This is a genomic window from Cellulomonas pakistanensis, assembly GCF_016862755.1.
GTDB classification, from domain to species: domain Bacteria; phylum Actinomycetota; class Actinomycetes; order Actinomycetales; family Cellulomonadaceae; genus Cellulomonas; species Cellulomonas pakistanensis.
Genome location: NZ_BONO01000001.1, coordinates 215,410 through 239,476, shown reverse-complemented (window position 1 = coordinate 239,476; position 24,067 = coordinate 215,410). Strand labels below are relative to the sequence as shown.

At 75.0% G+C, this 24,067-nt stretch carries 20 protein-coding genes; 6 read left to right on the top strand and 14 right to left on the bottom strand.

The window, feature by feature from the left end; all coding sequences use genetic code 11:
* Positions 1 to 69: 69 nt before the first annotated feature.
* The 4 genes from Cpa01nite_RS01180 to Cpa01nite_RS01165 form a co-directional block, all read right to left on the bottom strand.
* The gene (locus tag Cpa01nite_RS01180) at positions 70 to 486 is read right to left on the bottom strand and encodes a TFIIB-type zinc ribbon-containing protein (RefSeq protein WP_203666887.1); all 417 of its coding nucleotides are present in this window, start codon (positions 484 to 486) and stop codon (positions 70 to 72) included.
* Between the two features lie 214 nt (positions 487 to 700).
* Positions 701 to 1,885 carry a pyridoxal phosphate-dependent aminotransferase gene (locus tag Cpa01nite_RS01175; protein ID WP_203666886.1) on the bottom strand — a complete coding sequence of 395 codons (1,185 nt, stop codon included), beginning with the start codon at positions 1,883 to 1,885 and terminating at the stop codon, positions 701 to 703.
* Between the two features lie 82 nt (positions 1,886 to 1,967).
* Complete coding sequence (locus tag Cpa01nite_RS01170) at positions 1,968 to 2,474, bottom strand: low molecular weight protein-tyrosine-phosphatase (protein ID WP_203666930.1); 507 nt, start codon at positions 2,472 to 2,474, stop codon at positions 1,968 to 1,970.
* 101 nt (positions 2,475 to 2,575) lie between these two features.
* On the bottom strand, positions 2,576 to 4,114 hold the full coding sequence (locus Cpa01nite_RS01165; RefSeq protein WP_239068430.1) for a SulP family inorganic anion transporter: 1,539 nt from the start codon (positions 4,112 to 4,114) through the stop codon (positions 2,576 to 2,578).
* Between the two features lie 154 nt (positions 4,115 to 4,268).
* Between Cpa01nite_RS01165 and Cpa01nite_RS01160 the strand changes: the two genes are divergently transcribed.
* Positions 4,269 to 5,153: an SDR family oxidoreductase gene (locus tag Cpa01nite_RS01160; protein ID WP_203666884.1), complete on the top strand. Its 885-nt coding sequence runs from the start codon at positions 4,269 to 4,271 to the stop codon at positions 5,151 to 5,153.
* 246 nt (positions 5,154 to 5,399) lie between these two features.
* On the opposite strand, the gene map is transcribed toward Cpa01nite_RS01160, so the two are convergent.
* From map to Cpa01nite_RS01145, 3 genes are read right to left on the bottom strand one after another with little or no spacing between them, the layout of a single operon-like run.
* Complete coding sequence (gene map, locus Cpa01nite_RS01155; protein WP_203666883.1) at positions 5,400 to 6,170, bottom strand: type I methionyl aminopeptidase; 771 nt, start codon at positions 6,168 to 6,170, stop codon at positions 5,400 to 5,402.
* A gap of 10 nt (positions 6,171 to 6,180) precedes the next feature.
* Positions 6,181 to 6,810: a TetR/AcrR family transcriptional regulator gene (locus tag Cpa01nite_RS01150; protein WP_203666882.1), complete on the bottom strand. Its 630-nt coding sequence runs from the start codon at positions 6,808 to 6,810 to the stop codon at positions 6,181 to 6,183.
* Positions 6,803 to 7,657 (bottom strand): alpha/beta fold hydrolase, encoded by an 855-nt coding sequence (locus Cpa01nite_RS01145; RefSeq protein WP_239068429.1) that lies wholly within the window; start codon positions 7,655 to 7,657, stop codon positions 6,803 to 6,805. Before Cpa01nite_RS01145 ends, Cpa01nite_RS01150 begins: the two co-directional genes overlap by 8 nt.
* 62 nt (positions 7,658 to 7,719) lie before the next feature.
* On the opposite strand from Cpa01nite_RS01145, the gene Cpa01nite_RS01140 reads away from it, so the two are divergent.
* Positions 7,720 to 8,292 (top strand): GNAT family N-acetyltransferase, encoded by a 573-nt coding sequence (locus Cpa01nite_RS01140; RefSeq protein WP_203666880.1) that lies wholly within the window; start codon positions 7,720 to 7,722, stop codon positions 8,290 to 8,292.
* 380 nt (positions 8,293 to 8,672) lie between these two features.
* Positions 8,673 to 9,308: an NADPH-dependent F420 reductase gene (locus tag Cpa01nite_RS01135; protein ID WP_203666879.1), complete on the top strand. Its 636-nt coding sequence runs from the start codon at positions 8,673 to 8,675 to the stop codon at positions 9,306 to 9,308.
* Between the two features lie 40 nt (positions 9,309 to 9,348).
* Here the strand turns inward: Cpa01nite_RS01135 and Cpa01nite_RS01130 are convergent, their stop codons facing one another.
* Complete coding sequence (locus Cpa01nite_RS01130) at positions 9,349 to 9,744, bottom strand: winged helix-turn-helix domain-containing protein (RefSeq protein WP_203666878.1); 396 nt, start codon at positions 9,742 to 9,744, stop codon at positions 9,349 to 9,351.
* 200 nt (positions 9,745 to 9,944) lie between these two features.
* Between Cpa01nite_RS01130 and Cpa01nite_RS01125 the strand changes: the two genes are divergently transcribed.
* Positions 9,945 to 12,227 (top strand): Ig-like domain-containing protein, encoded by a 2,283-nt coding sequence (locus tag Cpa01nite_RS01125; RefSeq protein ID WP_203666877.1) that lies wholly within the window; start codon positions 9,945 to 9,947, stop codon positions 12,225 to 12,227.
* 69 nt (positions 12,228 to 12,296) lie between these two features.
* Here Cpa01nite_RS01125 and Cpa01nite_RS01120 read toward each other — a convergent pair whose 3' ends face one another.
* Entirely contained in the window at positions 12,297 to 13,151 is an 855-nt protein-coding gene (locus Cpa01nite_RS01120; RefSeq protein WP_239068428.1) for an endo alpha-1,4 polygalactosaminidase, read from the bottom strand.
* 441 nt (positions 13,152 to 13,592) lie between these two features.
* Between Cpa01nite_RS01120 and Cpa01nite_RS01115 the strand changes: the two genes are divergently transcribed.
* Complete coding sequence (locus tag Cpa01nite_RS01115; protein WP_203666875.1) at positions 13,593 to 14,081, top strand: FBP domain-containing protein; 489 nt, start codon at positions 13,593 to 13,595, stop codon at positions 14,079 to 14,081.
* Between the two features lie 13 nt (positions 14,082 to 14,094).
* On the opposite strand, the gene Cpa01nite_RS01110 is transcribed toward Cpa01nite_RS01115, so the two are convergent.
* Positions 14,095 to 15,042 carry an LLM class flavin-dependent oxidoreductase gene (locus tag Cpa01nite_RS01110; RefSeq protein ID WP_203666874.1) on the bottom strand — a complete coding sequence of 316 codons (948 nt, stop codon included), beginning with the start codon at positions 15,040 to 15,042 and terminating at the stop codon, positions 14,095 to 14,097.
* A gap of 94 nt (positions 15,043 to 15,136) precedes the next feature.
* Here Cpa01nite_RS01110 and Cpa01nite_RS01105 point away from each other — a divergent pair, with 94 nt between their 5' ends.
* Positions 15,137 to 15,700 carry a dihydrofolate reductase family protein gene (locus Cpa01nite_RS01105; protein WP_203666873.1) on the top strand — a complete coding sequence of 188 codons (564 nt, stop codon included), beginning with the start codon at positions 15,137 to 15,139 and terminating at the stop codon, positions 15,698 to 15,700.
* A 107-nt stretch (positions 15,701 to 15,807) separates the two neighbouring features.
* Here the strand turns inward: Cpa01nite_RS01105 and Cpa01nite_RS01100 are convergent, their stop codons facing one another.
* The 4 genes from Cpa01nite_RS01100 to Cpa01nite_RS01085 form a co-directional block, all read right to left on the bottom strand.
* Complete coding sequence (locus Cpa01nite_RS01100; RefSeq protein ID WP_203666872.1) at positions 15,808 to 16,404, bottom strand: dihydrofolate reductase family protein; 597 nt, start codon at positions 16,402 to 16,404, stop codon at positions 15,808 to 15,810.
* Positions 16,405 to 16,449: 45 nt separating this feature from the next.
* Positions 16,450 to 17,223, bottom strand: a complete 774-nt coding sequence (locus tag Cpa01nite_RS01095; RefSeq protein WP_203666871.1) for a DUF1206 domain-containing protein — start codon at positions 17,221 to 17,223, stop codon at positions 16,450 to 16,452.
* A 141-nt stretch (positions 17,224 to 17,364) separates the two neighbouring features.
* A complete protein-coding gene (locus Cpa01nite_RS01090) occupies positions 17,365 to 17,715 on the bottom strand; it encodes an immunity 8 family protein (protein ID WP_203666870.1) in 351 nt (116 codons plus the stop codon).
* Positions 17,712 to 24,044: an RHS repeat-associated core domain-containing protein gene (locus Cpa01nite_RS01085; RefSeq protein WP_203666869.1), complete on the bottom strand. Its 6,333-nt coding sequence runs from the start codon at positions 24,042 to 24,044 to the stop codon at positions 17,712 to 17,714. The genes Cpa01nite_RS01090 and Cpa01nite_RS01085 overlap by 4 nt, the downstream gene beginning before the upstream one ends.
* Positions 24,045 to 24,067 lie beyond the last annotated feature (23 nt).

The window sequence follows — 24,067 nt, the reverse complement described above, 5'->3', positions numbered from 1 at the left end:
CGGGGCCCGGTCGCCGCACTCGACGCGTCGGCCGGGCCCCCGGGCGTCGCTGGGGCCCGGTCCGACCGCTCAGTCGAAGTCGAGCAGGTCGCCCAGCCAGGACTCGCGCTTCTTCTTCTTGCCGTACGGGTAGCGCGGGTCGCGGCGGTCGTCGTACCGGCGGTCGTCGCGGTACCGGTCGTCCCGGTACCGGTCGTCGCGGTAGCCGCCCTCGCGGTAGCCGCCGTCCCGGTAACCGGGCTCGCGGTAGCCGTCGTAGCCCGGCGCCGGCGCCGGCGCGGGCGGGAAGCCGCCGGGCGCGGGGATCGCACCCGGCGCGGCGCCCGGGTCCGGAGCACCCCCGGCCGGCACGCCGGCCGCGCGGTCCAGGATCTTGTCCAGCTCGCCGCGGTCCAGCCAGATGCCCCGGCACGAGGGGCAGTAGTCGATCTCGACGCCCTGCCGCTCGGCCATCACCAGCTCGGCCCCGTCCGTGGGACACCTCATGTCGTCCTCCTCGCCCGTGCGCGCCCGGCCCGGGCACGCCTCCTGCCCCCGCGAACGAACGGGCCCGCAGCGCGGTTCCGGGCGGAGGCGGCCCCGCCGGGCGCGGCACCACCGGGCGCGGCACCGCCCCGTGCGGCCGGCACCGCCCGCGCGGCTGCCACCGCTCCGCCCTGCGCGCCCGACGCGCCCCGCGCGGCCGGCGCGGCCGGCGCGGCTACAGCGTGCGCTGCCAGGCCGCGACGCGGTCCACCGCCTCCGCGACCACGGCGGGCGCCGACGCGAACGACAGCCGCACCCAGTCGTGCCCGTCCACGGAGTCGAAGTCGGTGCCGGGCGTGAGCGCGACGCCGGCCTCGTCGAGCAGCCGGGCGCACCACGCGCGCGAGTCCAGGCCCGACGCCGAGACGTCCGCGTACACGTAGAACGCGCCGTCGGCGGGCGCGACGCGGGACCAGCCGAGCTCCGGGAGCCGGTCGAGCACGGTCCGCCGGGACGCCGCGTACTGCGCCACGTTGGCCTCGGCGGCGGCGTACCCCTCCGGCGTGAACGCGGCCACGCCGGCGTGCTGGGCGAGCGCCGGCGGGCAGAGCGCGACGTTGCCCGCGAGGGCGTCCACCGGCGCCGCGAGGTCGTCGGGCAGCAGCAGCCAGCCGAGCCGCCAGCCGGTCATCGCCCAGAACTTCGAGAACGAGTTGACCACCACGGTGCCGCTGCCCAGCGAGGTCGCCGCGGTGGGTGCACCGGCGGGCCCGGGCTCGGCGGCCACGGCGTCGGAGTAGGTGATGCCGTGGTAGATCTCGTCGGAGACGAGCCGGACGCCGTGCTCCGCGCACCACGCCGCGAGCCCGTCGAGCGACGCCCGGTCGATCAGCGTCCCGGTGGGGTTCGCCGGTCCGGCCACGACCAGGCCGTCGACCGGGCGGTCCAGCGCCTCGAGCTGCTCGACCGTCGGCTGGTAGCGGGTCTCCGGGCCGCACGGCAGCTCGACGACCTCGCAGCCGAGCGACGCCAGGATGTTCTTGTACGCCGGGTACCCGGGCCGGGCGAGCGCGACCCTGTCGCCCACGTCGAACGCCGCGAGGAACGCGAGCATGAACCCGCCCGACGACCCGGTGGTCACCGCGACGCGCGCCGGGTCGACGTCCACGCCGTACCAGGACCGGTAGTGCCCGGCGATCGCCGCGCGCAGCGCCGGGCTGCCGAGCGCCTCGGTGTAGCCGAGGTCGCCGCCGGCGAGCAGCTGCGCCGCACGCTCGCGCACGACGTCCGACGCACCGGTCGACGGCTCGCCGACGCACAGGTTCAGCACCGACTGCCCCGCCGCCCGCCGGGCGTTGGCGGCGGCGACGATGTCCATCACGGCGAACGGGGGCACCTGGGAGCGCGCGGAGACCTTCACGCGGCCATCCTGCCCCGCGCCCGTCCACGAGACCCACTGATCCGGGCGAGGCCCACGCCCACGTGCGGTGGTCTCGGTCGGATCAGTGGGTCTCGGCGCGCTCGACGGCCGCGCGCACCGCGTCGACCACGCCGTCGGCGGCCGCCTCGACCTCGTCCAGGCAGTGCTCGAAGTTCTCCGGCCCGCCGTACCAGGGGTCGTCGACGTCGAGCAGGTGCTCGTCGCGCTGGTCGGCGACCTGCGGCGCCGCGGGGTCGAACGTCCGGAACATGACGACGCGCGCCGCGAGGTCCGGGTCGCCGGCGATCCGCCGCAGCGCCCGGGCGTGCGACGCCGTCATCGCGAGCACGAGGTCCCGGTCGCGGAGGTCCTCCGCGCGCACCTGGCGCGCCGCGCGCCGCGGGACGTCGTACCCGCGCGCGGCGAGGGCGGCCCGGGCACGCCGGTCGATCGGGTTGCCGTGCTCCTCGTCGCTGACGCCGGTCGAGTCGACGACCACCCGGTCGCCCAGGCCGGCGTCCTCGAGGCGGGCGCGCAGCACGACCTCCGCCATCGGCGACCGGCAGATGTTGCCGGTGCACACGGTCATCACGCGGTACCGCTCGTCCGTCACGCCTCGTCCTCCTCGTGGTCCTGGGCCGCCGCCCATCCTCACACCGGCGCCCGGCACCCGGCGCCCGGCACCCGGCGTCAGTGCCCGCCGCCCCCGAGCACCGGCCCCAGCCGCCCGAGCCGCCGCGCGCTGTCCTCGTTCAGCCCCACGACCTCGGCGGTCTTGCCCTTGGCGGCGTACTTGGTCGTGATGGCGTCCAGCGTGGCCGCCGTCGAGGCGTCCCACACGTGCGCGTCCGACAGGTCGATCACGACCCGCTGCGGGTCGCCGTCGTAGTCGAACTGGTAGACGAGGTCGTTGGACGACGCGAAGAACAGCGCGCCGGACACGGCGTACCGCCGCACGCCCGGGTCCTCGCCGGCGTCCAGCCGGGTCACGGTCGTCAGGTGCGCGACCCGGCGCGCGAACAGCACCGTGGCCACGAGCACGCCCGACACGACCCCGTACGCCAGGTTGTGCGTGGCCACCGTGACGGCGACGGTCACGAGCATCACCGCGGTCTCGCTCAGCGGCATGCGGCCCAGCGTCGACGGCCGGACCGAGTGCCAGTCGAACGTCGCGACGCAGACCATCACCATCACCGCGACGAGCGCGGCCATCGGGATCGCCCCGACGACGTCGCCGAGGACCACCACCAGCAGGAGCAGGAACGCGCCCGCGAGGAACGTGGAGATCCGGGTCCGGGCGCCGGACACCTTCACGTTGATCATCGTCTGGCCGATCATCGCGCAGCCGCCCATGCCGCCGAACAGCCCCGACAGCACGTTCGCCGCCCCCTGGCCCCACGCCTCCCGGGTCTTGTCCGAGTGCGTGTCCGTCACGTCGTCGACGAGCTTCGCGGTCATCAGCGACTCGAGCAGGCCGACCAGCGCGAGGCCCACGGCGTACGGCGCGACGATCCGCAGCGTCTCCAGGCTCAGCGGGACGTCGGGCAGCAGGAACGAGGGCAGGCTGTCCGGCAGCTCGCCCTGGTCCCGCACCCGCGGCACGGCCAGACCGCCGACGACGGTCACGACGGTGAGCAGCACGATCGCGACCAGCGGCGCCGGCACCACCGTGGTGAGCCGCGGCAGCAGCGCGATGATCGCCAGGCCGGCCGCGACCAGCAGGTGGACCGCCCACGGCACGTCGACCAGGTGCGGCAGCTGCGCGGCGAACACCAGGATCGCCAGCGCGTTGACGAACCCGACCATGACCGACCGCGGGATGAACCGCATGAGCCGGGCGACGCCGAGCACGCCCATCGCCACCTGGATCACGCCGCCGAGCACGACCGTCGCGAGGAGGTACTGCAGACCGTGGTCCCGCACGACCGGCGCCACCACCAGCGCGACCGCGCCCGTGGCCGCGGAGATCATCGCCGGGCGGCCGCCGAGGAACGCCAGCGACACCGCCATCACGAACGACGAGAACAGCCCGACCCGGGGGTCGACGCCGGCGACGATCGAGAACGAGATCGCCTCGGGGATCAGCGCGAGCGCCACCACCAGGCCGCCGAGCACCTCGGTGCGCAGCCGGGCGGGCGAGCGCAGCGCGGTGCGCACGGACCAGGAGGCGTCGGCCTCCGGGACGACGGGCGCCGCGGGCGCCGGGGCGGGCTGAGGGGTCGCGGGCACGCGGGATCCGTTCCGGGTCGGTGGGGGATGCAGACGGATCGTACTCTCACGTGGCGTCAGGGTTGGGGCACGCCCCCGTCGCCACGGCGCCCGGCGGGCGCTACCGTCGCTGCCAGCCGGCGCCCGGGCCGGCCCCCGTGTGCGGAGGAGACGCATGGACGACGACCTGATCGTGGTGACAGGGGCCTCGGGCCGGATCGGCCGACGGCTCGCGTTCCGGCTGGCCGCGGAGGGCGCGCACCAGCGCCTCGTGGTCCGCTCCGCCGACCGCGCGCCCGACCTGCCCGGCACCGAGACGGAGGTCGCGCTGAGCCCGGGCTACGCCGACGTCGAGGCCATGCGCGCGGCGTTCGCCGGGGCACGCACCGTGTTCCTCGTCTCGGGGCGCGAGTCCGCGGACCGGGTGACCGAGCACCGCGCGGCCGTCGACGCCGCGGTGGACGCGGGCGTCGAGCGGGTGGTCTACCTGTCGTTCATGGGCGCTGCACCGGACGCGACGTTCACGTTCGCGCGAGACCACTGGGCGACCGAGGAGCACATCCGGGCGTCCGGGCTGCGGTTCACGTTCCTGCGGGACTGCCTGTACCACGACGCGATCGTCCGGTTCGTGGGCGAGGACGGCGTGATCCGCGGGCCGGCGGGCGACGGGGTGGTCGCGGCCGTCGCGCACGACGACGTCGCCGACGTCGCGACCGCCGTGCTGCTCGACGCGGACGGCCACGCGCACGACGGCCGCGCGTACGACGTGACCGGGCCGAGCGCGTACTCGCTCGCCGAGGCGGCGCAGGAGCTCAGCAGCGCGACCGGGCGGACCATCACGTACCACCCGGAGTCGCTCGAGGAGGCGTACGCGTCCCGGGAGTCGTACGGCGCGGCGCCGTGGGAGGTCGACGGCTGGGTGTCGTCGTACACGGCCATCGCGCGCGGGGAGCTCGCGACGCCGTCTCCGGTCGTCCGCCGGCTGTCGGGCCGCCCGGCGCAGTCGCTGCAGGAGTGGCTGACGCTGAACCCGCAGGAGTGGGCGCACCTGCGCGCCTGACGGGCTGGGCCCCGGCGGCCGCGGCCGGCGCCGGAGGGCGGAGTGGCGGAGGCGGCGCCCGACCTCCCCCGAGCGTGCGCCGCCCCCGCCTGTCCTGACGTCCGTGCGATCGCGACGGGCGTCCGCCTCACCCTGACCGACCGGGCTGGCCGCGGGGCGTCGGCGGGGTGAACGCGCGGCGTCGGGCGCGCGACGGCTCGTGGTCCGGGGGCCGCGAAGTGCGCGGGGGCGGCGGGGCGCGGGCGGTCAGCCCTTGCGCGCCGTGAGGACCAGCGGGCCGTCGGGGGTGATCGCGACGGTGTGCTCCGCGTGCGCCGCGCGCGAGCCGTCGGCGGTGCGGATCGTCCAGCCGTCCGGGTCGATGACGTAGCCGTCGCCGCCGGCCATGAACCACGGCTCGATCGCGATGACGAGCCCGGCCTTGAGCTTGATCCCGGAGCCGCGCCGGCCGAGGTTCGGCACGTGCGGCTCCTCGTGCATGGTGCGCCCGACGCCGTGCCCGCCGAAGTCGGCGTTGATGCCGAGTCCCGCCGCGCGGCCGACCTCGCCGATCGCCGCGGAGATGTCGCCCATCCGGTTGCCCGGGCGGGCCTGCGCGATGCCGGCGGCGAGCGCCTCCTCGGTGACCCGGATCAGCCGCTGCGAGTCCGGGTCGGGCGTGCCGAGCTGGAAGCTGAGCGCGGAGTCGGCGACCCAGCCGTTCACCTGGGCCGCGAAGTCGATGCTCAGCACGTCGCCGTCCGCGAGCACCTGCTCCGACGGCAGCCCGTGCAGCGCCGCGTCGTTGACGCTCGTGCACAGCACCCCCGGGTACGGCATCGCGCCGAACGACGGGTGGTAGCCGAGGTAGACCGAGTGCGCGCCGGCGTCGTCGATCATCCGGTGCGCGTGCGCGTCGAGCTCCTTCAGCGTCATGCCCACCCGGGCCACGTCCTGCAGGCTGCTCAGGACGCGGGCGACGAAGGACCCCGCCGCCCGCATGGCCTCGATCTCGCGCGGTGTCTTCAGCTCTCCCACGCGGACCACCCTAGACGCGCACGCCCCCGGCGCCCGGCCCGCCGGGACCGGCCTCGCCGGTCGTGAGCGCCGCCACGCCCGCCACCAGCAGGTCCACCAGGACGTCGAAGCTGCGGTCCAGGTCCTGCGGCAGCCGGAACCCGCCGCCGAGCTCGAGCGCGACGAACCCGTGCACCCCCGCCCGGACGGCGCGCACGGCGTCGACCGACCGCTCCTCCGGCAGGTCGAACCCGCGCAGCACGGCGGCGATCACGTCGACCGTGCGTCCGCCCGCGGCGGCCAGCTCGGCGGCGTCGGGGTCGTCCGGGTCCGGGGCCGTCTGGACCGCGGCGTACCGGCCGGGGTGGGCGTGGGCGTAGTCGCGGATCGCGTGTGCGAGCGCCCGCACCGCGTCCGGCCCCGACCGGCCGAGCGTGCGGTCGACGAGGGCGGACGCCAGGTCGTGCAGCGTCAGCACGGCCACCTCGCGGCGCAGCGCCGCGAGCGAGCCGACGTGCTTGTACAGGCTCGGCGTCGCGACCCCGGCCTCGGCGGCCACCTTGGCGAGCGTGAGGTCCGCGAACCCGGTGGGGCCGCCGGCGTCCACCAGGTCGAGGGCGATCCGGACGACCGCCTCGCGGGACAGCCCCGCCCTAGGCACCGGCGACCTCCGTCGGCGCCACCTCGGCCAGCAGGGCGAGCACGGCCTCGGCGACGACCTCGGGGGTCTGGTGCTGCGGGTAGTGCCCGGCGTCCTCGACCAGCAGCGCGCGGGCGCCGGTCGCCTCGCGGATCCACGCGAGCTCCGCCGCAGGGTCCTTCCAGTCGGGGTCCAGCGCCCCGACGACCGCGAGCGTCGGCGTCTGGATGCGGGGCACGCGGGCCTCGACGGGGGCGTGCGTGAGGGCGAGCGTCAGGTCGCGGAAGGCCCGGAGGTGGCCGGGGCGGCGCAGGCTCGCGCGGATGGCGGCCGTGTGGGCGTCGAGCCGCGGCGACCGCGAGCCCTTGTTGAGCGTCCGGTAGTAGGCCGTCCACGCCGCGGCGCCCCACGGCGCCGCGAGCATCGCCCGGTAGACGACCGGCATGAGGGCGCGCACCGCGCCGGGCAGCTGCGGGTCACGCAGGAACGGCGCCAGCAGCACCAGGCCGCGGACCAGCTCGGGCCGGTCGGCCGCGACCACGGCGGCCGCCGACGACCCCATCGAGTTCCCGACCAGCACCGCGGGACCGGCGCCCAGGTGCTCGACCAGGGCGGCCACGTCGCCCGCGGTCGCCTCGTCGCCGTGCGTGGTGAACCCGGCGTCGGAGTCGCCGTGGCCGCGCAGGTCGGTGGTGACCACCCGGTACCCGGCGGCCAGCAGGGCGGCACGGAGCTCGTCGTAGGTGGACCGCAGGTCACCCATGCCGGGGACCATGACGACGAGCGGGCCGGTGCCGGCGTCGTCGTACGCGACCCTCCCCTCGGGCCGCGCGAGGTGCTGCGTGCGTCGTGCCTCGTTGATGTCCATAGCCCGCAGGCTAATGCCATTAGCCATCGGATCGCAAGGGTCGGATCTGCGATGCTCGGCGCGTGCTGCACGACCTCGCCCTCGAGGGCCACGGAGTCCGCCTCGTCCCGCTCGACCCCGCGCACGCCGAGGCGCTCGCCGGGTTCGTCGACGCGCGCCTCTGGGCCGGGATGTCCTCCGCGCTGCCCGTCGGCGTCGACGGCTGCCGCGCGGAGATCGACGCCGCGCGCCGCGCGCCGGGCCGGCTCGCCCTCGCCGCGCTGGACGCCGCGACCGGCGAGGTCCGCGGCAGCACCTCGTTCTACGACTGGGAGCCGCGCGTGCCCCGGGTCGAGATCGGTCACACGTACTTCGCCCCGCGGTGGTGGGGCACGGCGAACAACCCGGCGTGCAAGCTGCTCATGCTGGAGCACGCGTTCGAGACCTGGGGGTGCGCGCGGGTGGCGCTGCGGGCGGACACCCGGAACGCCCGCTCGGTCGCCGCGATCACCCGGCTCGGCGCGACGCCCGAGGGCGTGCTGCGGAACCACCGGCTGGCGCCCGACGGGACGCGCGGGGACACCGCGTACTTCTCGGTGCTGCCCGAGGAGTGGCCGGCGGTGCGGGCGGGGCTGCGGGAGCGGCTCGGAGGCTGAGACCGGGTCGGGGCCGCGGGCGCGCGCCCGGCCGTGCGCGGGCAGGGAACAGCCCGTGGGCCGGGCCCCCTGCTGGAGGCCCTGCCGCGAAGGACGAGGTCGCGGCTCCCACGGGCTGCGGTGACTGCGGGGATTCGCCCGTCGCGGGCCGGTCGGGCCGGCGGCGCGGCGAACGGATCGCAATCCGTCCGAACTCTGCTGTCCGCGACTAGCGGGCAGTCACCTCACTCGTCCAAGAAGAAATCATGTCTCGGACCACCTCCCTCCCGTGTGCCTCGACCGTACGTCCGCACCGCGCCCGGGGCCAACGGTTTTTCCCCACGGCGGAACCGGGTCACCTGACCAGGAACAACGGGCGTCCTCAGGCCGTTGCCCCCCACATGACCACGATCGGACTCATCGGTGCCGGCCACATCGGCGGCGCGCTCGCCCGCCTGGCCGTCGAGCACGGGCAGTCGCCCGTCGTCAGCAACTCGCGCGGCCCGCACACCCTGGTGGACCTGGTGGCCGACCTCGGGGACGGCGCGCGCGCCGGCACCCCGGAGGAGGCCGCGACGGACGGGGACGTCGTCGTCGTCACCGTGCCCTTCCACGCGTACGCGTCGGTCCCCGCCGAGCCGCTGGCCGGCAAGATCGTCATCGACACGAACAACTACTACTGGGAGCGCGACGGCCACGTCGCCGCGCTCGACGACGGCTCCACCACCAGCTCGGAGCTGCTGGCGGACCACCTGGGCGACGCCCGCGTCGTCAAGGCGTTCAACCACATCACCGCCGCCGACCTCGGCTCGAAGGGGACCCCCGCGGGCACCCCGGGGCGTCGTGCGCTGGCCATCGCCGGGGACGACGCCGAGGCGAAGGCGGTCGTCACCCAGCTCATCGACCGCTGGGGCTTCGACGTCGTCGACGCCGGGCCGCTGTCCGAGGGCTGGCGGTTCCAGCGGGACACGCCGGCGTACGGCACCGAGCTCGACGCCGAGGGCCTGCGCGCCGCGCTCGCCGCCGCCACCCGCTGACCCACCGCCCGCGCCCGGGCCGGCGCGGCGGCGAGGCGGGTCAGCCCGCCGAGCCGTCGCGCTGGCTCGGCACCCGCACCTCGGGCGCGAGCCGGTAGCCCAGGCCGCGCACCGTGCTGATCGCGGTGCGGTCCCCCGAGCCGTCGGCGAGCTTCTTGCGCAGGTTCGCCATGTGGACCTCGATGCTGCGCCGGTCGGAGTCCGTCGGCGTCGGCACCGCGTGCGGCCCGTGCACCGCGACCGCCACGGCGAGCTCGTCCTTGGACACCGGCTGCCCCGCCCGCTCCGCGAGCGCCACGAGGATCTCGAACTCGCTGCGGGTCAGCGGCACCGGCCGGTCCGCGACGCGCACGCACCGCGCCGGCACCTCCACGACGAGGTCCCCGCGCACCAGCACCCGGCCGTCGTCGAGGCCGGAGTCGTCTCCGATCGCCATCGGGTCACGGTACGACGCCCGCCTCGCGGGCGCGCGGCGGGGTCGGGCGCCTGGGTGCGGGTGGTAGCACCCAGGCGGACGAAGGTCTTCGCGGTTTTCCCGAGCCGTGGCGGCAGCGCTGCCGATGAGGGCGTCGATCACGACCTCTCACCGACCCGGGGACCCCCATGCCACGCTCACGCACCACCCTTCGGCGCCGCTTGCGCCGCCCGGCCGTGCTGACGACGCTCGTCGCGCTCGTCGCGATCCTGCTACCGGCCACGTCGGCCACCGCCGACATGCACGACCTCTCCCTCGTGTCGGGCGAGGAGGCGCTGGGCAGCACCGCCACGTACCACATCCGCTGCGACATGACGGGCGGCGGTCGCACCGGAGGCGCAGGTGCCTCGTGGGGGCTGTACCCAGGGCAGAACAACGACTTCTCCGAGGGCAACCTCGCGCAGGGCGGCGCCGTCACGCTGACCGAGGACACCATCGACGTCCGCGACGGCACCTTCGTCGTCGACTACGGCGCAGTCCCCTCGGGCTGGTACCAGCTCTCGGTCATCTGCTTCGGGTCGAGCTCCGGCAGCAACCACCACATGTACCGGCTGCCCTACTTCTTCGGTACGCCGGACGTCACCACGACCACCGTGCTCACGGCGAGCAGCACCACGGCTGTCGCCGGGGACACCGTCACGTTCACCGCATCCGTCGCGGGCGCGCCGGCCGGGGACGTCGTCTTCACCGTCAACGGCGAGGACGTGTCGGTCCCGCTCGCGCAGGGCACCGCGTCGCTCGCCCGGACCGTCACCGCTCCGACCAACGTGGTCGCGCGCTACTCCGGGACCACGGGGTACGCCGCGTCCACCTCGAGCGCCGTCACCATCGACCCGATCACCACGATCACCCCGGGCCTGCCCGGCCTCACCATGACGCCGCAGGTCGGCGCCCCCGTGACCGTCGGCACCAACCCGTGGTCGCCGACCGAGGCGCAGGGCCTGACCCTCACGTACGCCTGGAAGGACGCCGACGGCAGGACGCTCGGCACCGGCCCGACCTACACCCCGACCCCCGCCGACCTGGGCAAGGCCATCCACGCCGAGGTCACGGGCACGCGCGCCCCGCTCGCGCCGCGCACCATCAGCACCAACGCGCCCGTCGTCGGCATCGGCAGCATGTCCGGCGACGTCACGATCGCGGGCACGACGGACGGCATCGCCGCCCCGGGCACCACGCTCACGTCGGTCCCGTCCGGCTGGCCGGCGGGCACCACGTTCGTCCACCAGTGGTACGTCGACGGGGCGCTGCGCTCCGAGCAGCCGACCTTCGCCCCCGGCAACGGCGACCTCGGCCAGGAGATCTGGCTCGAGGTCCGCGCCACCGCGGCGGGCTACTCCGAGGTCGTCGACACCGCCTGGGCCACCGTCGCGCAGGCCACGCCGACGGTCGTCGTCGGCTCGTCGACCATCGTGCTCGGCAAGGACGCCACCGTGCCCGTCACGGTGTCGGGCCCGAAGGGTGGCCCGGTCCCGGCCGGCGGCGTCCAGGTCACGCTGACCCCGCAGGCCGGCGGCACGCCCGTCGTGCTCGGCGAGGTCGCCCTGAACCCCCGGGGCTCCGCCTCGGTGACCGTCCCGGACCTCGGCCTCGGCCGGTGGACCGCGACCGCCACGTTCGCCCCGACCTCCCACCAGTGGAGCTTCGCGGCGCTGGCGGCTCCCGGGTCCTCGGGTCCGTACCGCACCGCCACCGGCACCGGCACCGTGACCGTCACCAAGCCGGCCGCCGTCGTCACGGCGCCGGAGCGCGTCGACGTCCCGGTCGCCACCCCAGGCACCATCGACGTGACCGTGGATGGCAAGCCGCTGCCGACCACCTGGACCGTCCGCGAGGGCGACACCGTGCTGGTCCGCGGCGACGTCCCGGCCGACGGCCGGTTCACGGTCACGCTCCCGGTCCTCGCGCCGGGCACGCACACGCTGGTGCTCGAGATCCCGGAGACCAGCACGGCCGCCGCGGCCACGCGCACCATCACGGTCACCGTGGCCGGCGAGCCCGCGCGGTCCGGCGCCCTGCCGACGGCCACGCTGGACAGCCCGAAGGCGGCCACCGCCCCCGGCCAGCAGATGGAGCTCGTCGCGGAGGGCTTCGTGCCCGGCGAGACGGTCGCGTTCTACCTGCACTCCGACCCGGTGTTCCTGGGCACGGCGGTCGCGGGCGCCGACGGCGTCGCGCGGCTCCTCGCCGACATCCCGGCTGACGTCCCCGCGGGGGCGCACACCGTGATCGCGACGGGCGGCACCTCCGGCCGGTGGGCGACCCTCCCGGTCGAGCTCGCCGTCCCGGCGGCCGGGGCGCCCGCCGCCACGGCCGCGGCGGCCGACCCGGAGCTCGCGGTCACCGGCGCGCAGTCGGCGGTCGCGATGGCGGGGGCGTGGCTGATGCTCCTCCTCGGCGGCGGCCTCGTGCTCGTCGCCCGCCGAGCGCGCGCTCAGCGCTGACGCCCGCAGGCCGCGACGGCCCCTCGACCCACGACCGGGTCGGGGGGCCGTCGTCGTGCGCCGGGCGCGTCAGCAGGCCGCGTACACGTACGCGGCCTCGCCGGGCAGGCTCAGGTCGCGGTCCCGTAGCACCGTCGACGCCGGCCGGGCGGGGTCGGCGCAGGCGGCGGCGAACCCCTCGTCCGTGTACTCGACGTCGAGCACCGCGGCGCCGTAGACCTCGGTGTACGCCGCGCACTCGTCGTACTGCGCGCACTCCTCGGCGACCGCGAAGTCGTAGCCGGCCTCGTCGCGCCCGCGGGTGCCGAGCTGCGGCGTGTTCTTCTGCCCGGCCGCGAGCCCGGCGTCGTGCGCGACCGCCACCAGCCGCGCCGCCAGGTCGAGCGCGCCGTCCTCGTCGAGCCGCCCGCCCGACCGGGTCCAGGAGTCGAGGTTGTCGAGCTCGACCGCGTCGAAGCCGCGCTCGGCGCACGCCCGCACCTGCTCCCCGACGATCTCCGCGAGCGCCGACCGGTTCCCCGGCGTCGAGGTGTCGAGCAGCAGCTCGTCGGGCCAGCCCTCGTCGACGACGGGGTCGCCGCCGTCGTCGCGCAGCACCAGGTCCGGGTGGTCGGCCAGCCACCGGTCGCGGTCGCCGGGCTGGGTCTGGAACCCGTTCACGTAGCAGGCGGACCACAGGCCGGGCTCGGGCTCGTCGGTCACGTCGCGGACCACGCCGCCGACGCCGTCCGCGGGCGGGTAGCCGCCGCCGAGCTGGTAGTCGACCACTGCCCCCTCGGGCGGGCCGGGCAGGTGGACGACCTCGGCGGCCTGCGTGCTGCCGGCGCCCGTGGCGTCGCCCGGCGCCCCGGCGGCCGTCCCTCCGCCCGCTCCGTCGCCCGCTCCGCAGCCCGCGACCAGCGCGAGCAGCCCGACCCACGCCACCGCCTGCGCTCTCCGCGCCCCGCGCCGTCCGCCTCGCACCCCGACCCCTCCCGTCGCCGAGCCTGCAGTATCCGCCTGCGCCGGCGGCCGTCCGCGCAGTCCGCGATCGCAGGGTCGGTGCGGGTCCGGGAAATGCGCGTGACGCCGGCCGGGGCCGCACGGCACGATCGACGGTCGTCGGGTCCGCGGGTCGCGGACGAGGGAGCACAGGAGCGAGCGCATGCGCGCAGGGAGCGAGGCCGGCCGCCACGGCCACCTTGCGTGACGCGGCGCATCCCGCCGCGCCCCGCTGACCGCCCCGGTCCCCGGCCTCCCGCCGGGCGGGCGCATCGTCGGCGCGCCCGCGGCGGGCTTCCCTCCCGAGCCCCGGCGCAGCCGGAGCGCCCGGCTGCCGCGTCCACGTCGCGGGCGGCCCCCGACACCCCGAGAGCGAGCACACCCATGCGTCCCGTCACCGTCCCCGAGATCCGCGCGTCCTTCGTCAACTGCTCCCGCCGCGACGCGGCCCAGGCCACCGTGCCCGCCGACCTGGCGGCGCGGGACTGGGACCGCCTCGACTACCTGGGCTGGACCGACGAGCGGAACCCGCGCCGCGCCTACGTCGTCGTGCGGGTCGACGACCGCCTCGTCGGCCTCGTCCTGCGCGCCGCCGACGGCGGCACCCGGCGCAACGCCGTCTGCACCTGGTGCGAGGACGTGATCGCCACGAACGACGTCGCGCTGTTCGTCGCGCGGCTCGCCGGCGCCGCCGGCCGGAACGGCAACACCGTCGGCACCCTGATCTGCCGGGACTTCGCCTGCTCGGCCAACGCGCGGCGCCGCCCGACGATCGCCGAGGCGGGGACCGACGCGGCCGCGGTGGTCGCCCGGCGGGTGGCCGCGGTGCAGGAGCACGCCGCCCGGTTCGTCGCCGGGGTCGCGCACGGCTGACGGGCCGACGGCGTCAGAGGACCGCGGCGAGCTCCTCGAGCGACGCCAGCGGGTCCGGCCCGGCCGGGGCGAGCGCCACCGCGTCCGCCCCGGCCAGGGCGAGGCCGTCGAGCCGCGCCCGCGCCTGCTCCGGCGTCCCCACGACGGCCAGCCGGTCCACCCAGGCGTCCGGCAGCGCGGCGGCGAACTCGGCGCGGTCGGGCGTGCGCTCGCGCAGGTCGCGGAACTCCGCCGCGAAGTCCATCGGCTCGATGTGCGGCGCCCAGCCCGGGTCCCCGAGCCAGGCGAGCGCGGGGCGCACCCGCTCCCGCGCCGCGGCCGGGTCGGGGTCGACCGCGGCGATCTCGTAGGCCACCAGCCGGTGCCCGGGCGCGTGGCCGATCTGCGCGATCGCCGCCGCGAGGTACTCCGGGCCCACCGGCTCCGCGAGCACCGTGCCGTCCGCGATCCGCCCCGCCGCCGCCAGCGACTTCGGCCCGCGCACGCCGGCCAGCACCGGCGGCACCTCGGCCGGCGGGCTCTCCAGCCGCACGCCGTCCAGCCGCACGTACCGGCCCTCGACGGTCACCTCCTCGCCGCGGAGCAGCGCGCGCAGGGCGGTCACGTACTCCTCGAACGCGGTGAGCGGGCTCGCGGGCCACGCCCCGACCTGGCGCATCCAGTCGGGCATGCCGTGGCCGATGCCGAGGTGCAGGCGCCCGGGGAACAGCTCCGCGACGGTCGCCGCCTCCATCGCCGCGAACGCGACGTTCCGGGCGCCGGCCGGCAGGATCCCGACGCCGACCCGGATCCGCTCGGTCACCGCGAGCGCCGCCGCGGCCTGCGCCATCCCGCCGCGGAACCCGAGGTCCTCAACCACCCACAGCTCGGCGAACCCGAGCTCGTCGGCGCGCCGCGCGTAGGGCAGCACCTGGTCGGCGGGCAGGTCACGGGGCAGCAGGACGCCGATGTCGAGGCTCATGCCCCGACCCTACGGGCGAGGGGAGACACGGTGTGCTGTCCTGGTCTCCTGGCCCGCGCCGCCGCGGGCCAGCCCCGACACCGGGAGGTCGGCCATGGCGAGGCTCGTGTACTCCGCGATCACGTCGCTCGACGGGTTCGTCGCCGACCGGGACGGCCGGTTCGACTGGAGCATGCCGGACGAGGCGGTGCACACCCGGGTCAACGAGCTGCACCGCGACGTCGGCACGTACCTGTACGGGCGGCGGCTGTACGACGTCATGGTCGCGTGGGAGACGATGCCGACCGCCGACGAGCCGCCCGCGGTCCAGGAGTACGCGCAGCTCTGGCGGGCCGCCCACAAGGTCGTCTACTCGACGACGATCACCGAGCCGCGCAGCACCCGCACGCAGGTCGAGGCGACCTTCGACCCCGAGGCGGTGCGGCGGCTGCTGCACAGCTCGCCGCACGACGTGCTGATCGGCGGCGCGCACCTGGCCGGGCAGGCGCTGCGCGCGGGCCTGGTGGACGAGGTGCACCTGTTCGTGTCGCCGGTGCTGGTCGGCGGCGGCACGCGCGCGCTGCCCCGGGACGTGCGGGTCGACCTGGAGCTGCTCGGGCTGGAGCGGTTCGCGAACGGCGTCGCGCACCTGCACCACCGGGTGGACCGGGTGCACTGACGGTCCGGCGCCGGGCCGCGAGGTCGTCATATCGGGGTGAGGTCGTCACGAACGACTGACGACCTCACGGTCTTCTGACGACCTCGGCCCGCGGGGGCCACGCCACGTCAGCGGGGGACCGGGAAGCTCAGGTGCGTCACGCCGCGGGACGGCACGACCGACGTCGGATCGCCGAGCGGCACCGGCCCGCCGGCCTGCGCGGTGAAGTACGGCCGGCCCTCGCCGAGGAACACCGGCACGAGGTCGACGTTCACCGCGTCGAGCAGCCCCGCCGCGTGCACCTGGGACGCGATCGTCCCCGCGGCGACCCCGACGACCTTGTCCCCGGCGATCTCCTGCGCGGCGGCGACCGCCTCCAGGACCCCCTCGTGCATGACGACGAGGTCGGGCGACCCCAGCGCCGCGGAGTCCCGGACCGGCCGGTGGGTCAGCAGCACGTACGGCACGCCCAGCGGGTGCTTCCCGCCCCAGCCGTCGGTGAGGTCGAACAGCTCCCGGCCGACGACCAGCGCGCCGAGCGACTCCCGCCACGCCAGCCAGTACGCGGCGCTCTCCTCGGTCAGCCGGAACGGCGGCAGGTCCCCGTGGTTCTCGACCACCACGTCGCCGGCGTCGAACCAGCCGAACAGCTCGTCGATCCCGTGGTCCGGGCGCGCGATGAAGCCGTCGAGCGACGTGGTCGCCGAGGCGATGACCTGGCCCATGCGGCCGACGGTAGACCCGGCCGTCGTGCGTCGAGAAGGGGTCGGTCAGACCTTCGCGTGCCGCGAGCGCCCGAACGCGTACACCCCGTACGCGGCGAACCCGAGCGCCACGAGCGTCAGCAGGACCGCCCCGAACGGGAGCCCGGCCAGCGTGTGCAGCGCCGCGTCGAGGCCCTCGGCCTTCTCCGGGTCCGCCTGCACCGCGGCGACCACGAGCAGCACCCCGACGACCGCGAGCGCCCCGCCCTTGCCGATGTACCCGATGCGGCCGGCGGTCCGCACCCACGAGGCCGGGCTGGACTCCAGGTCCTCGAGGAACTTCTCCTTCCAGCCCTTCACGACGTGGTAGCCGGCGACCGCGACGACGCCGACCCCGACGAGCCCGACCAGCACCCGCCCGAGTCCCGAGGACATCAGCCCGGAGGTGGCGCCGCCCGACGACCCGCCGCCGGAGCTGCTGGTGAGGACGGACACGGTGGTCGCGGCCAGCACCGCGTACGTGACAGCCTTCGCCGCGGCCTTGGCGCGGTCGGCGGCCTCGCCCCACGCGATCGCCTCGGTCGCCTGCCACAGCGCGAGCAGCACGAAGCCGACCAGGAGCACCCAGAGCAGCACCTGACCGAACCCGTTGCCGGCGACCTGCTGGAGCGCGCCCTGCTGGTCCGCCTGCTCGCCGCCCGACGTCCACGCGAGCTGGACCGTGACCCACGCGAGCAGCAGGTGCAGCACGCCGCTCGCGGCGTAGCCGAGGCGGGCACCCTTCTCGAGGAGCGGGTGGTCCCCGGCGCGGGCGGCTGCGTGCTGGACGTCTCCGGTCATGGAGGGAGCGTGGCATTACCGGTGGCATGTCGCTCGACGAGCTCCACGCGCAGGGCGTCGTCCAACGACGGTGCACCTCTCGCTGCCCGGCCTGCCGGGATCTGGGCCTCCTGCGACCGATCTAGGGCCGATGAGTCTCGGTCACGGGTAATCCTCGAACTCCCAGTGCCCCAGACGGCTGAGCTTGTGACCGATTTCCTGCCACGTCTCACCGTCGCACCGAGCGACTCGGCCTTCGATGTAGCCACGGATCGCTGCCCAGTCGAAGCCTCGCACGACGAGATGATGTCGAGCGTCGTAGACGCTCGTGTTCACGGTCTGTTCCCCGAGCCAGCTCGGGGAACAGACCGTCAGATCGAACGATTCCTCGCCGGGGGCGCCAGCTGGGCCGGCGATAAATCTGATCGCAATGGCGAATGAATCATCCGACGGGCGGAACTCGGCTAAGTCCTCCACGTCACTGGAGAATATCGATCGGATTTCAGCTCTCATGGCATGTCGATGATATCGAGGTGGCCATTCGTCTGCCACTGGCCGCGCGGAACCCACCGAGACTCGAAGTTCGACTGCCAGGTCCCGCCTCCCCAGTTCGGCTTGAACGACGGCGGTCTCCACTGTCGTAGACCGTCTTGGCTCAACCAGGTCTTTCCGTCGCTAGCGAGGCGTGCTCCGTCGCCGACCCAAGCCTGGCCAGCGTCTCGCGCTTCTGCAGCGGTTCCCCGTCCGACGCCGAAGTTTCCCTTCCCCCGCGCGGCGTCCCGCAGGATTCCACTGACGTTGGCCCAGTCGTCGCCAGACGCCGCTGCCACGTCTCCCGCGGTCGAACTCCTGCCAGCCGAGGCAAAGAGATTGATCGAACCCCGATCCGACCCTCCAGCAACCGCTGTCGAGACCCTGCTCCGTACCGTCGCGACTGCAGCGCGTGCACCCGACGTCACGGCCCCTGACGCGCGGGCCGCCGCTGCCGCCACCCCCTGCCTGATCGCAGGTGCCGCAGCAGCCGCGACCTTTCCGAGGACTCCGCCAGCCGCCCCGGCGAGAGCACCCATCCCGGTGTCACGTGCGAGCGACGCCCACGAGAAGGCTTGGGTCTTCTGGACCTTCGATCTCCAGAGGTTCGTCGCAGCGCCCGCTGCCGCGCCACCGAGGGCCGCACAGCCGACGCTTCCCGCACCGGCGGTGACGAAGAGGCACCCACCCGTCACTACGGCACCCGTGACACCGCCGACGATCTCCGCCTGGTACTTCTTCACGAACCGCGTCGTCGACTTCCACGCGGAGCTGGCCTTCTTCTTGGCCGAGCTCCACATCTTCCCGAGGGACAGCAGACCCGTCGGGTCGGAGAAGGACACCGGGTTGTTGTCGGCGTACGAGTACGCCCCCCACTGCTGCGGGCTCGCCATGTCGAACACCGGGTCGACCGAGATGAACCGGCCGATCTTCGCGTCGTAGTACCGCGCCCCGACCTGCGTGAGTCCGCTGGAGTCCTGCACCTTGTTCAGGAAGCCGCGGTCCCCCGGCCAGGTCCCCGTGGCGGTCCCGCGGGCGTTGCCGTAGGGGTCGGTCCGCCGCTGGGTCACGGCCTTGGTGGTGTTGGCGATCGAGATGGTCGCCGTCTGGTGCGGGTCCGCCACGAGGGAGCTGACGGTGGACCCCGACATCCCCGTCCGCATGGCGATGTTCTGCCCGTCGAACGAGTAGTAGCGCGTGCCCTTCACGACCTTGGTCGCGGTGGTGAGGCTGAGCTCCTGGCCGCCGGGCAGGTAGACGGTCGTCACGCCGCCCTGGCGGCGGATGAGCCGGTCGCCGTCGGCGGTGTAGAGCGCCTGCATGACGGTGGTCGTGCCCTGCGTGATCGACTCGAGCCGGCCCTCGGCGTCCCACTTGAGGGTCTGCCCGGCCGCGCCGGCGACGTTGCGGGTCGTGGTGTTGCCCGCGGCGTCGTAGGCGTAGGAGCTGGTGGCCGCACCGCCCGCGCCGGCCTGGGTGACCGCCGTGACGGCGTGCGGACGGGCCGCACCGGCCGCGGGGTACGCGTACGTGCGCGTCGTGTCGCCACCGGCGGTGTGCACGACCTCGCTCGTGCGGTTGCCCGCGGCGTCGAGCGTGTAGTCGATCCAGTACGGGGCGGGGCCGCCGAGCGTCGCGACTGAGCGGGTCGAGCCGCAGTTCGCGTCGGCCGGCGTCCACGCGGACGTCAGCTGGCGCAGACCGTCGTACGCGAAGCACTGCGCGTCGACCGCCTTGCCCGTCGGCCGGTCCACGACCGACGTCGGGTTGCCCATCTGGTCGTACGCGTACGTCAGGTCCATGTCCAGACCGGCGACGCCCTCGCGCTCGACCCAGGTCTTCTGCAGCCGGCGCGTGCCCTCCTCGTAGGCGTAGTTGACCTTGAACGAGTAGGTGTTGCCGAGGTCGTAGCGCAGCGGCTCGCCGTACACGTCGTAGAGCGAGCCCGCGACGTACACGCCCCAGCCGAGCCCGCCGGACATCCACTCGGGCTGCGAGAGGGCGTCGTACCGGGTGGTGACCGTCTCCGCGTTCAGGCCTCCGCCGGCGGGCAGCTTCACCGTCTGCACCTGGCCGTCGGCCGTGTAGGTGTAGCTGGTCGTGTACGTGCCGGCCAGCGCTCCCTCGGTGCTCGGCAGGGTCACGGAGGCGCCGAGCGGCCGGGAGGCGTCGTCGTAGCCGGTCACCGCGGTGACGTACGCGGCGGTGCCGCTGTACCGCGTCGACGACGTGAGCTGCCCCTTCTGCAGGGTGTCGTAGGACCACTTGGCCCGCAGGGCGCCGGTCGCGCTGGTCTCGCGGAGCTCGGTCTGCCGGCCGAGCTGGTCGCGGACGTAGTACAGCGTGGTGCCGCGCGCGTCCTTGCTGGTCTGCATGAGGCCCGCGTCGTCGTACGTGGTCGTCGTCGCGCCCTTGTCGGGGTCGGTCGCCGAGGTCTGCCGGCCGCGCAGGTCGTACGCGTACGTCCAGGTGTTCCCGGTGGCGTCCTTGACCGACGTCAGGTTGCCGGCCTTGTCGTAGCCGTACGTCGACGACCGGTACGTGCCCGAGGGCGTCGCTCCGAGGTACTGGCGCAGCTCGGTCGTCTGGCCGCGCGCGTCGGTGATCGTGGTCTGCGGCGTGCCCCCGGCCGGCGGGTCGACGCTGACGCGGTCGCCTCCGTAGCTGGTGGTGGTGCGCCAGACCTCCTTCTCGCCCACGTCCGTGATCTGGACGGTCTCCCGGCCGGCGCCGTCGTAGACGAAGCGCGTGCGCTGCGGCACCGCGGTCGAGGAGACGACGAGGGTGGTGGCGGGCGCGCCGTTCGTGAACCAGGCGCCGTGCGTCTTGGCCGTGTTGCCGCGGCTGTCGTAGTAGGTGTCCGTCACGAGGCGGCCGGGCGTGTCCCGCGCCGCCGACGGCGACTGCGTCTGGCGGGGCCGCAGCATCCCGTCGTAGAGCTCGACGCTCGTCAGGTACGTCTCGCCGGCGGTGAGCGTGGAGGTCGTGACCGTGTTCGGGGCGGTCTTCGAGATCGTGTACCCGTAGGTCACGTGGGCGCTCTTGCTGCCCTGCGCGCGCCCGGGGTGCCAGACGGCCGTGGTCCGGCCCAGCGCGTCGAAGGTCGCCGACGTGACCTTGCCGTTGGGGTCGGTGACCTTGACGGTCGAGCCCCAGGCCGGGTCGAGGTCGACCTTGGTCACGGCTGCGGTCAGCGCGCCGGCACCGTCCGGGTCGGGCGCGGTGACGGTGGTCCCCGTGACCATGCCGGCCGTGCCGGTGTAGGCGGTCGTCGAGGCGCGACCCATCGCGTCCGTGGCGACCGTCGGGCGGCCCAGCGCGTCGTACGTGGTGGTGGACGTCGTGGCGTACGTGGGCGTCGTGCCGGAGTAGGCCGAGAGGACCTGGGTGGCCGACGGCAGCCCGCGGGTCGGTGCCGCGCCGAACGCGCCGCCGTCGTAGAGGGTGCGCTCGTCGGCGACGACCTGGCCGGGGCGGGTGGGCGTGGCCGCGCACGCCACGGAGACGGTCTCGCTGCGGCGCACCGTGGCGACCACGTGGGCCGCCGTGTTGCGGGCGTACTCGACGCGGGTGCAGCGGTCGTCGGCGGCGGTCGACACGTCGCCCTGGTCGTCGACCTGCGTGACCATCCCGTACGTGCCGTCGTAGGACGTGACGGTCCTCGTGGTCCGCACGCCGCCCGGGAGCGCGGGGGCGGCGGTGCGCTCCTCGACCGATGCGGGCTCGAGGAACGTCGCGCGGGCGCCGTCGGCGCCGACCGCGGTCGGACCGGACACCCACGGCGTCGTGATCGACCCGCCGACCTCGGGGCCGTCCACGCCGTCGTAGGTGATCTCCTCGCGGACGAAACCGTTCAGCCGCTCCTGGTCCGGGATGCCGTCGACCGCGACCTGCCGGGTCCCGCCGCCGGCCAGCCGGTCACCGTCCATGCCCCGGAAGTACCGGGTGCGCTCGTGGGAGCGCTGCTCGAGCGGCGAGCCCGTCAGGACGTCGACGGTGCCGTAGCCGCGCCACTCGCTCCACGTGCGGTGCGCGGGCGGCGCGAGCGGGTTGTCGTCGTAGTGCCACGCCGGGTCGCCGACGTACCGGTACGCGGTCTCGACCGCGGGGCTGACCTCGTCGTTCGGGTTCTCGACGACGGTGTCGACGACGTACTTGTGGAAGTACTCCTGGATCTCCGGGCCGGTGCCCTCGGGCTGCCAGGTCACGGGGAAGCAGCGCCGGGTGTTGCTGTCCGCGGCGCCGGGCACGTTGCCCGGCGCGCAGTCGGGCGCGGAGTAGTTGATCGTGACGGTGCCGCCCGACTCGGAGCCGATGGCGGTGACCCGGTACCGGTTCATGGGCGGGCCCGCGTCGCCGGTGGCGTCGACCCGGTTGGCCATCTGGGCGCCGCGGAACGTGACCTCGGGCAGGGTGATCGTCGACCCGGCCAGGCCCTGGTGGGTGATGCCGTCGAGCCAGAGCGCGGCGTTGGTGCGGTCGCCGGTGTCCGGGAACGTGTGCCGGAGGTTCCAGGCGTCGACGTCCCGGTAGGACGACCCGTCCAGCACGCGCGTCTTCACGGAGACCAGGCGCTTGCGGGTGAAGAAGGACGGCGACGTCTGCTCCGCGCAGCTGGACCCGGACGAGCAGATGAGGTCGGCCGGCACGTCGGGCCACGACTTCGCGTTCTCCTCGGTGAGCTGCGCCGGGTCGCAGGTGATCGACCCGGACGGCAGGCACCGCTCGGCGACCGTGAAGTCGACCCGCGCCGGGGCGGGCGACGCCGACTCGGCGCCGGCGCGCTGGCCGTACTCGATCCGGGTCAGGAAGCCGCCGCGGACGTAGGACGACACCGCCTCGTTGTTGTTCCGCCCGTAGTTGTTCGTCTCCTTCTCGTAGACGTACGTCAGCGTGTTGCCCGACGGGTCGACGACGTACTCGAGGTTCCAGCGCCAGGCCTGGGTGCAGGAGGACCCCGCGAAGGTGGGGGCGTAGCACGGGTCGCCCGGGTGGTTGCCGTACACGGGCACGGACCAGGTGGAGTTGAGCTGGAGCGCGTCCGCCGCCGACCGCTTGCCGCGACCGAAGTAGTACTGCGTGCCGTCGGTGGTCGTGAGGCGCCAGTACTCCCCGTCGTTGTCGTCGTTCCAGCCGCCGGTCAGACGCTCGACGCGCGAGCCGTCGTCCGCCTTCGGCCGCCAGGCGCCGGTGGTGGCGTCCTTGACGAGCTCGGTGCTGGAGCCGCCGAACACCAGCGTGGCGTTGTCGCCGAACCAGCACTGGTCGCCCGTCCGGTGCCCGGCGTTGTTGGCGTTCGCGCCCATGTCGTCGAAGCACGACTGGTACTTGCGCTCGACGTAGCCCGAGTCGAGGTTCCAGCCGTCGCCGACCCAGGAGGTCTGGTTGTTGGTCGACGCCACCCGACCGTCCAGCGAGCCGGAGGAGTAGGAGAAGGCCAGGTCCGGCTGCGGGCCGCCCGAGACCGGCGGGACGCGCATCGGGTAGGACCAGCTGAAGTCACCGGTCTGCCCCGAGACCTGCCACGACGCCGACGGCGACAGCGGGGTCGCGGACCAGTTGCCGGTGGAGCCGGACGTCGTCGCCGCCAGGGCCATGACGCGGGCCGACGCGGGGGCGACGGTCGCGGTGACGGTGCCGGCCTCCGGGTCGTTGCTCGACTCCACGGGGGTGCGGGTGCGGCACTCCTCCGCCTCGGGGTCGGTCAGCGCGCACTCCGGCAGGGCGACGAGCTGCAGGCGGGACGCCCAGTCGCCACCGAACGCGCCGGCGAACTCGGTGTAGTCGACGGTCACGTCGACGGGGGCGTCGGCCGCCTCGGCGCCGCTCTCGACGGAGAGCAGGACGCCCTCGACGCCCGCGTCCTCCGCGTCCGCGCGGTCCAGCACCTCGACGCTGACCTCGGCGGGAGCCGGGTCGGCGGTCTCCGTCGGCGCGGGCGCGGCGGTCTCCGTGGCCCCGACGGCGGCAGGGTCGGCCCAGGCCAGGCTGACCACCTCGCCCGCCGCCTCGGTGGCTCCGGCATCGAGCGTCGTCGCGGCGGCCTCCGGCCAGGCGGCCGGGTCGGCCTCGGCACCCGGCATCTCCGGCAACGGGTCGACCGGGATCGTGCCGTCTCGCGACGGGAGCGGGTCGGTCTCCTCGCGCTCGCCTGCGACCTCCGCACCGTGCGCCCGTCGTTCGGCGTCCGACATCAGCCGGTCGCTCCGCGCCGCCTGCGCCACGCCGGGCGCGACCAGGACGAGTGTCCCGACCAGTGCCGCCGTCACCGTCGACGCGACGACGCGCCGGACCCGACCCCACTCCTGCATCGCGTGCTCCCCTGCTCCGTGCC

Bases quoted from the DNA above. Each gene is read 5' to 3' on its own strand.
- Cpa01nite_RS01100 (WP_203666872.1), bottom strand. From the start codon at position 16,404: ATGGGCCAGGTCATCGCCTCGGCGACCACGTCGCTCGACGGCTTCATC.
- Cpa01nite_RS01170 (WP_203666930.1), bottom strand. From the start codon at position 2,474: ATGACCGTGTGCACCGGCAACATCTGCCGGTCGCCGATGGCGGAGGTC.
- Cpa01nite_RS01095 (WP_203666871.1), bottom strand. From the start codon at position 17,223: ATGACCGGAGACGTCCAGCACGCAGCCGCCCGCGCCGGGGACCACCCG.
- Cpa01nite_RS01135 (WP_203666879.1), top strand. From the start codon at position 8,673: ATGACCACGATCGGACTCATCGGTGCCGGCCACATCGGCGGCGCGCTC.
- Cpa01nite_RS01180 (WP_203666887.1), bottom strand. From the start codon at position 486: ATGAGGTGTCCCACGGACGGGGCCGAGCTGGTGATGGCCGAGCGGCAG.
- Cpa01nite_RS01130 (WP_203666878.1), bottom strand. From the start codon at position 9,744: ATGGCGATCGGAGACGACTCCGGCCTCGACGACGGCCGGGTGCTGGTG.
- Cpa01nite_RS01115 (WP_203666875.1), top strand. From the start codon at position 13,593: ATGCGTCCCGTCACCGTCCCCGAGATCCGCGCGTCCTTCGTCAACTGC.
- Cpa01nite_RS01160 (WP_203666884.1), top strand. From the start codon at position 4,269: ATGGACGACGACCTGATCGTGGTGACAGGGGCCTCGGGCCGGATCGGC.
- Cpa01nite_RS01110 (WP_203666874.1), bottom strand. From the start codon at position 15,042: ATGAGCCTCGACATCGGCGTCCTGCTGCCCCGTGACCTGCCCGCCGAC.
- Cpa01nite_RS01085 (WP_203666869.1), bottom strand. From the start codon at position 24,044: ATGCAGGAGTGGGGTCGGGTCCGGCGCGTCGTCGCGTCGACGGTGACG.
- Cpa01nite_RS01090 (WP_203666870.1), bottom strand. From the start codon at position 17,715: ATGAGAGCTGAAATCCGATCGATATTCTCCAGTGACGTGGAGGACTTA.
- Cpa01nite_RS01145 (WP_239068429.1), bottom strand. From the start codon at position 7,657: ATGGACATCAACGAGGCACGACGCACGCAGCACCTCGCGCGGCCCGAG.
- Cpa01nite_RS01105 (WP_203666873.1), top strand. From the start codon at position 15,137: ATGGCGAGGCTCGTGTACTCCGCGATCACGTCGCTCGACGGGTTCGTC.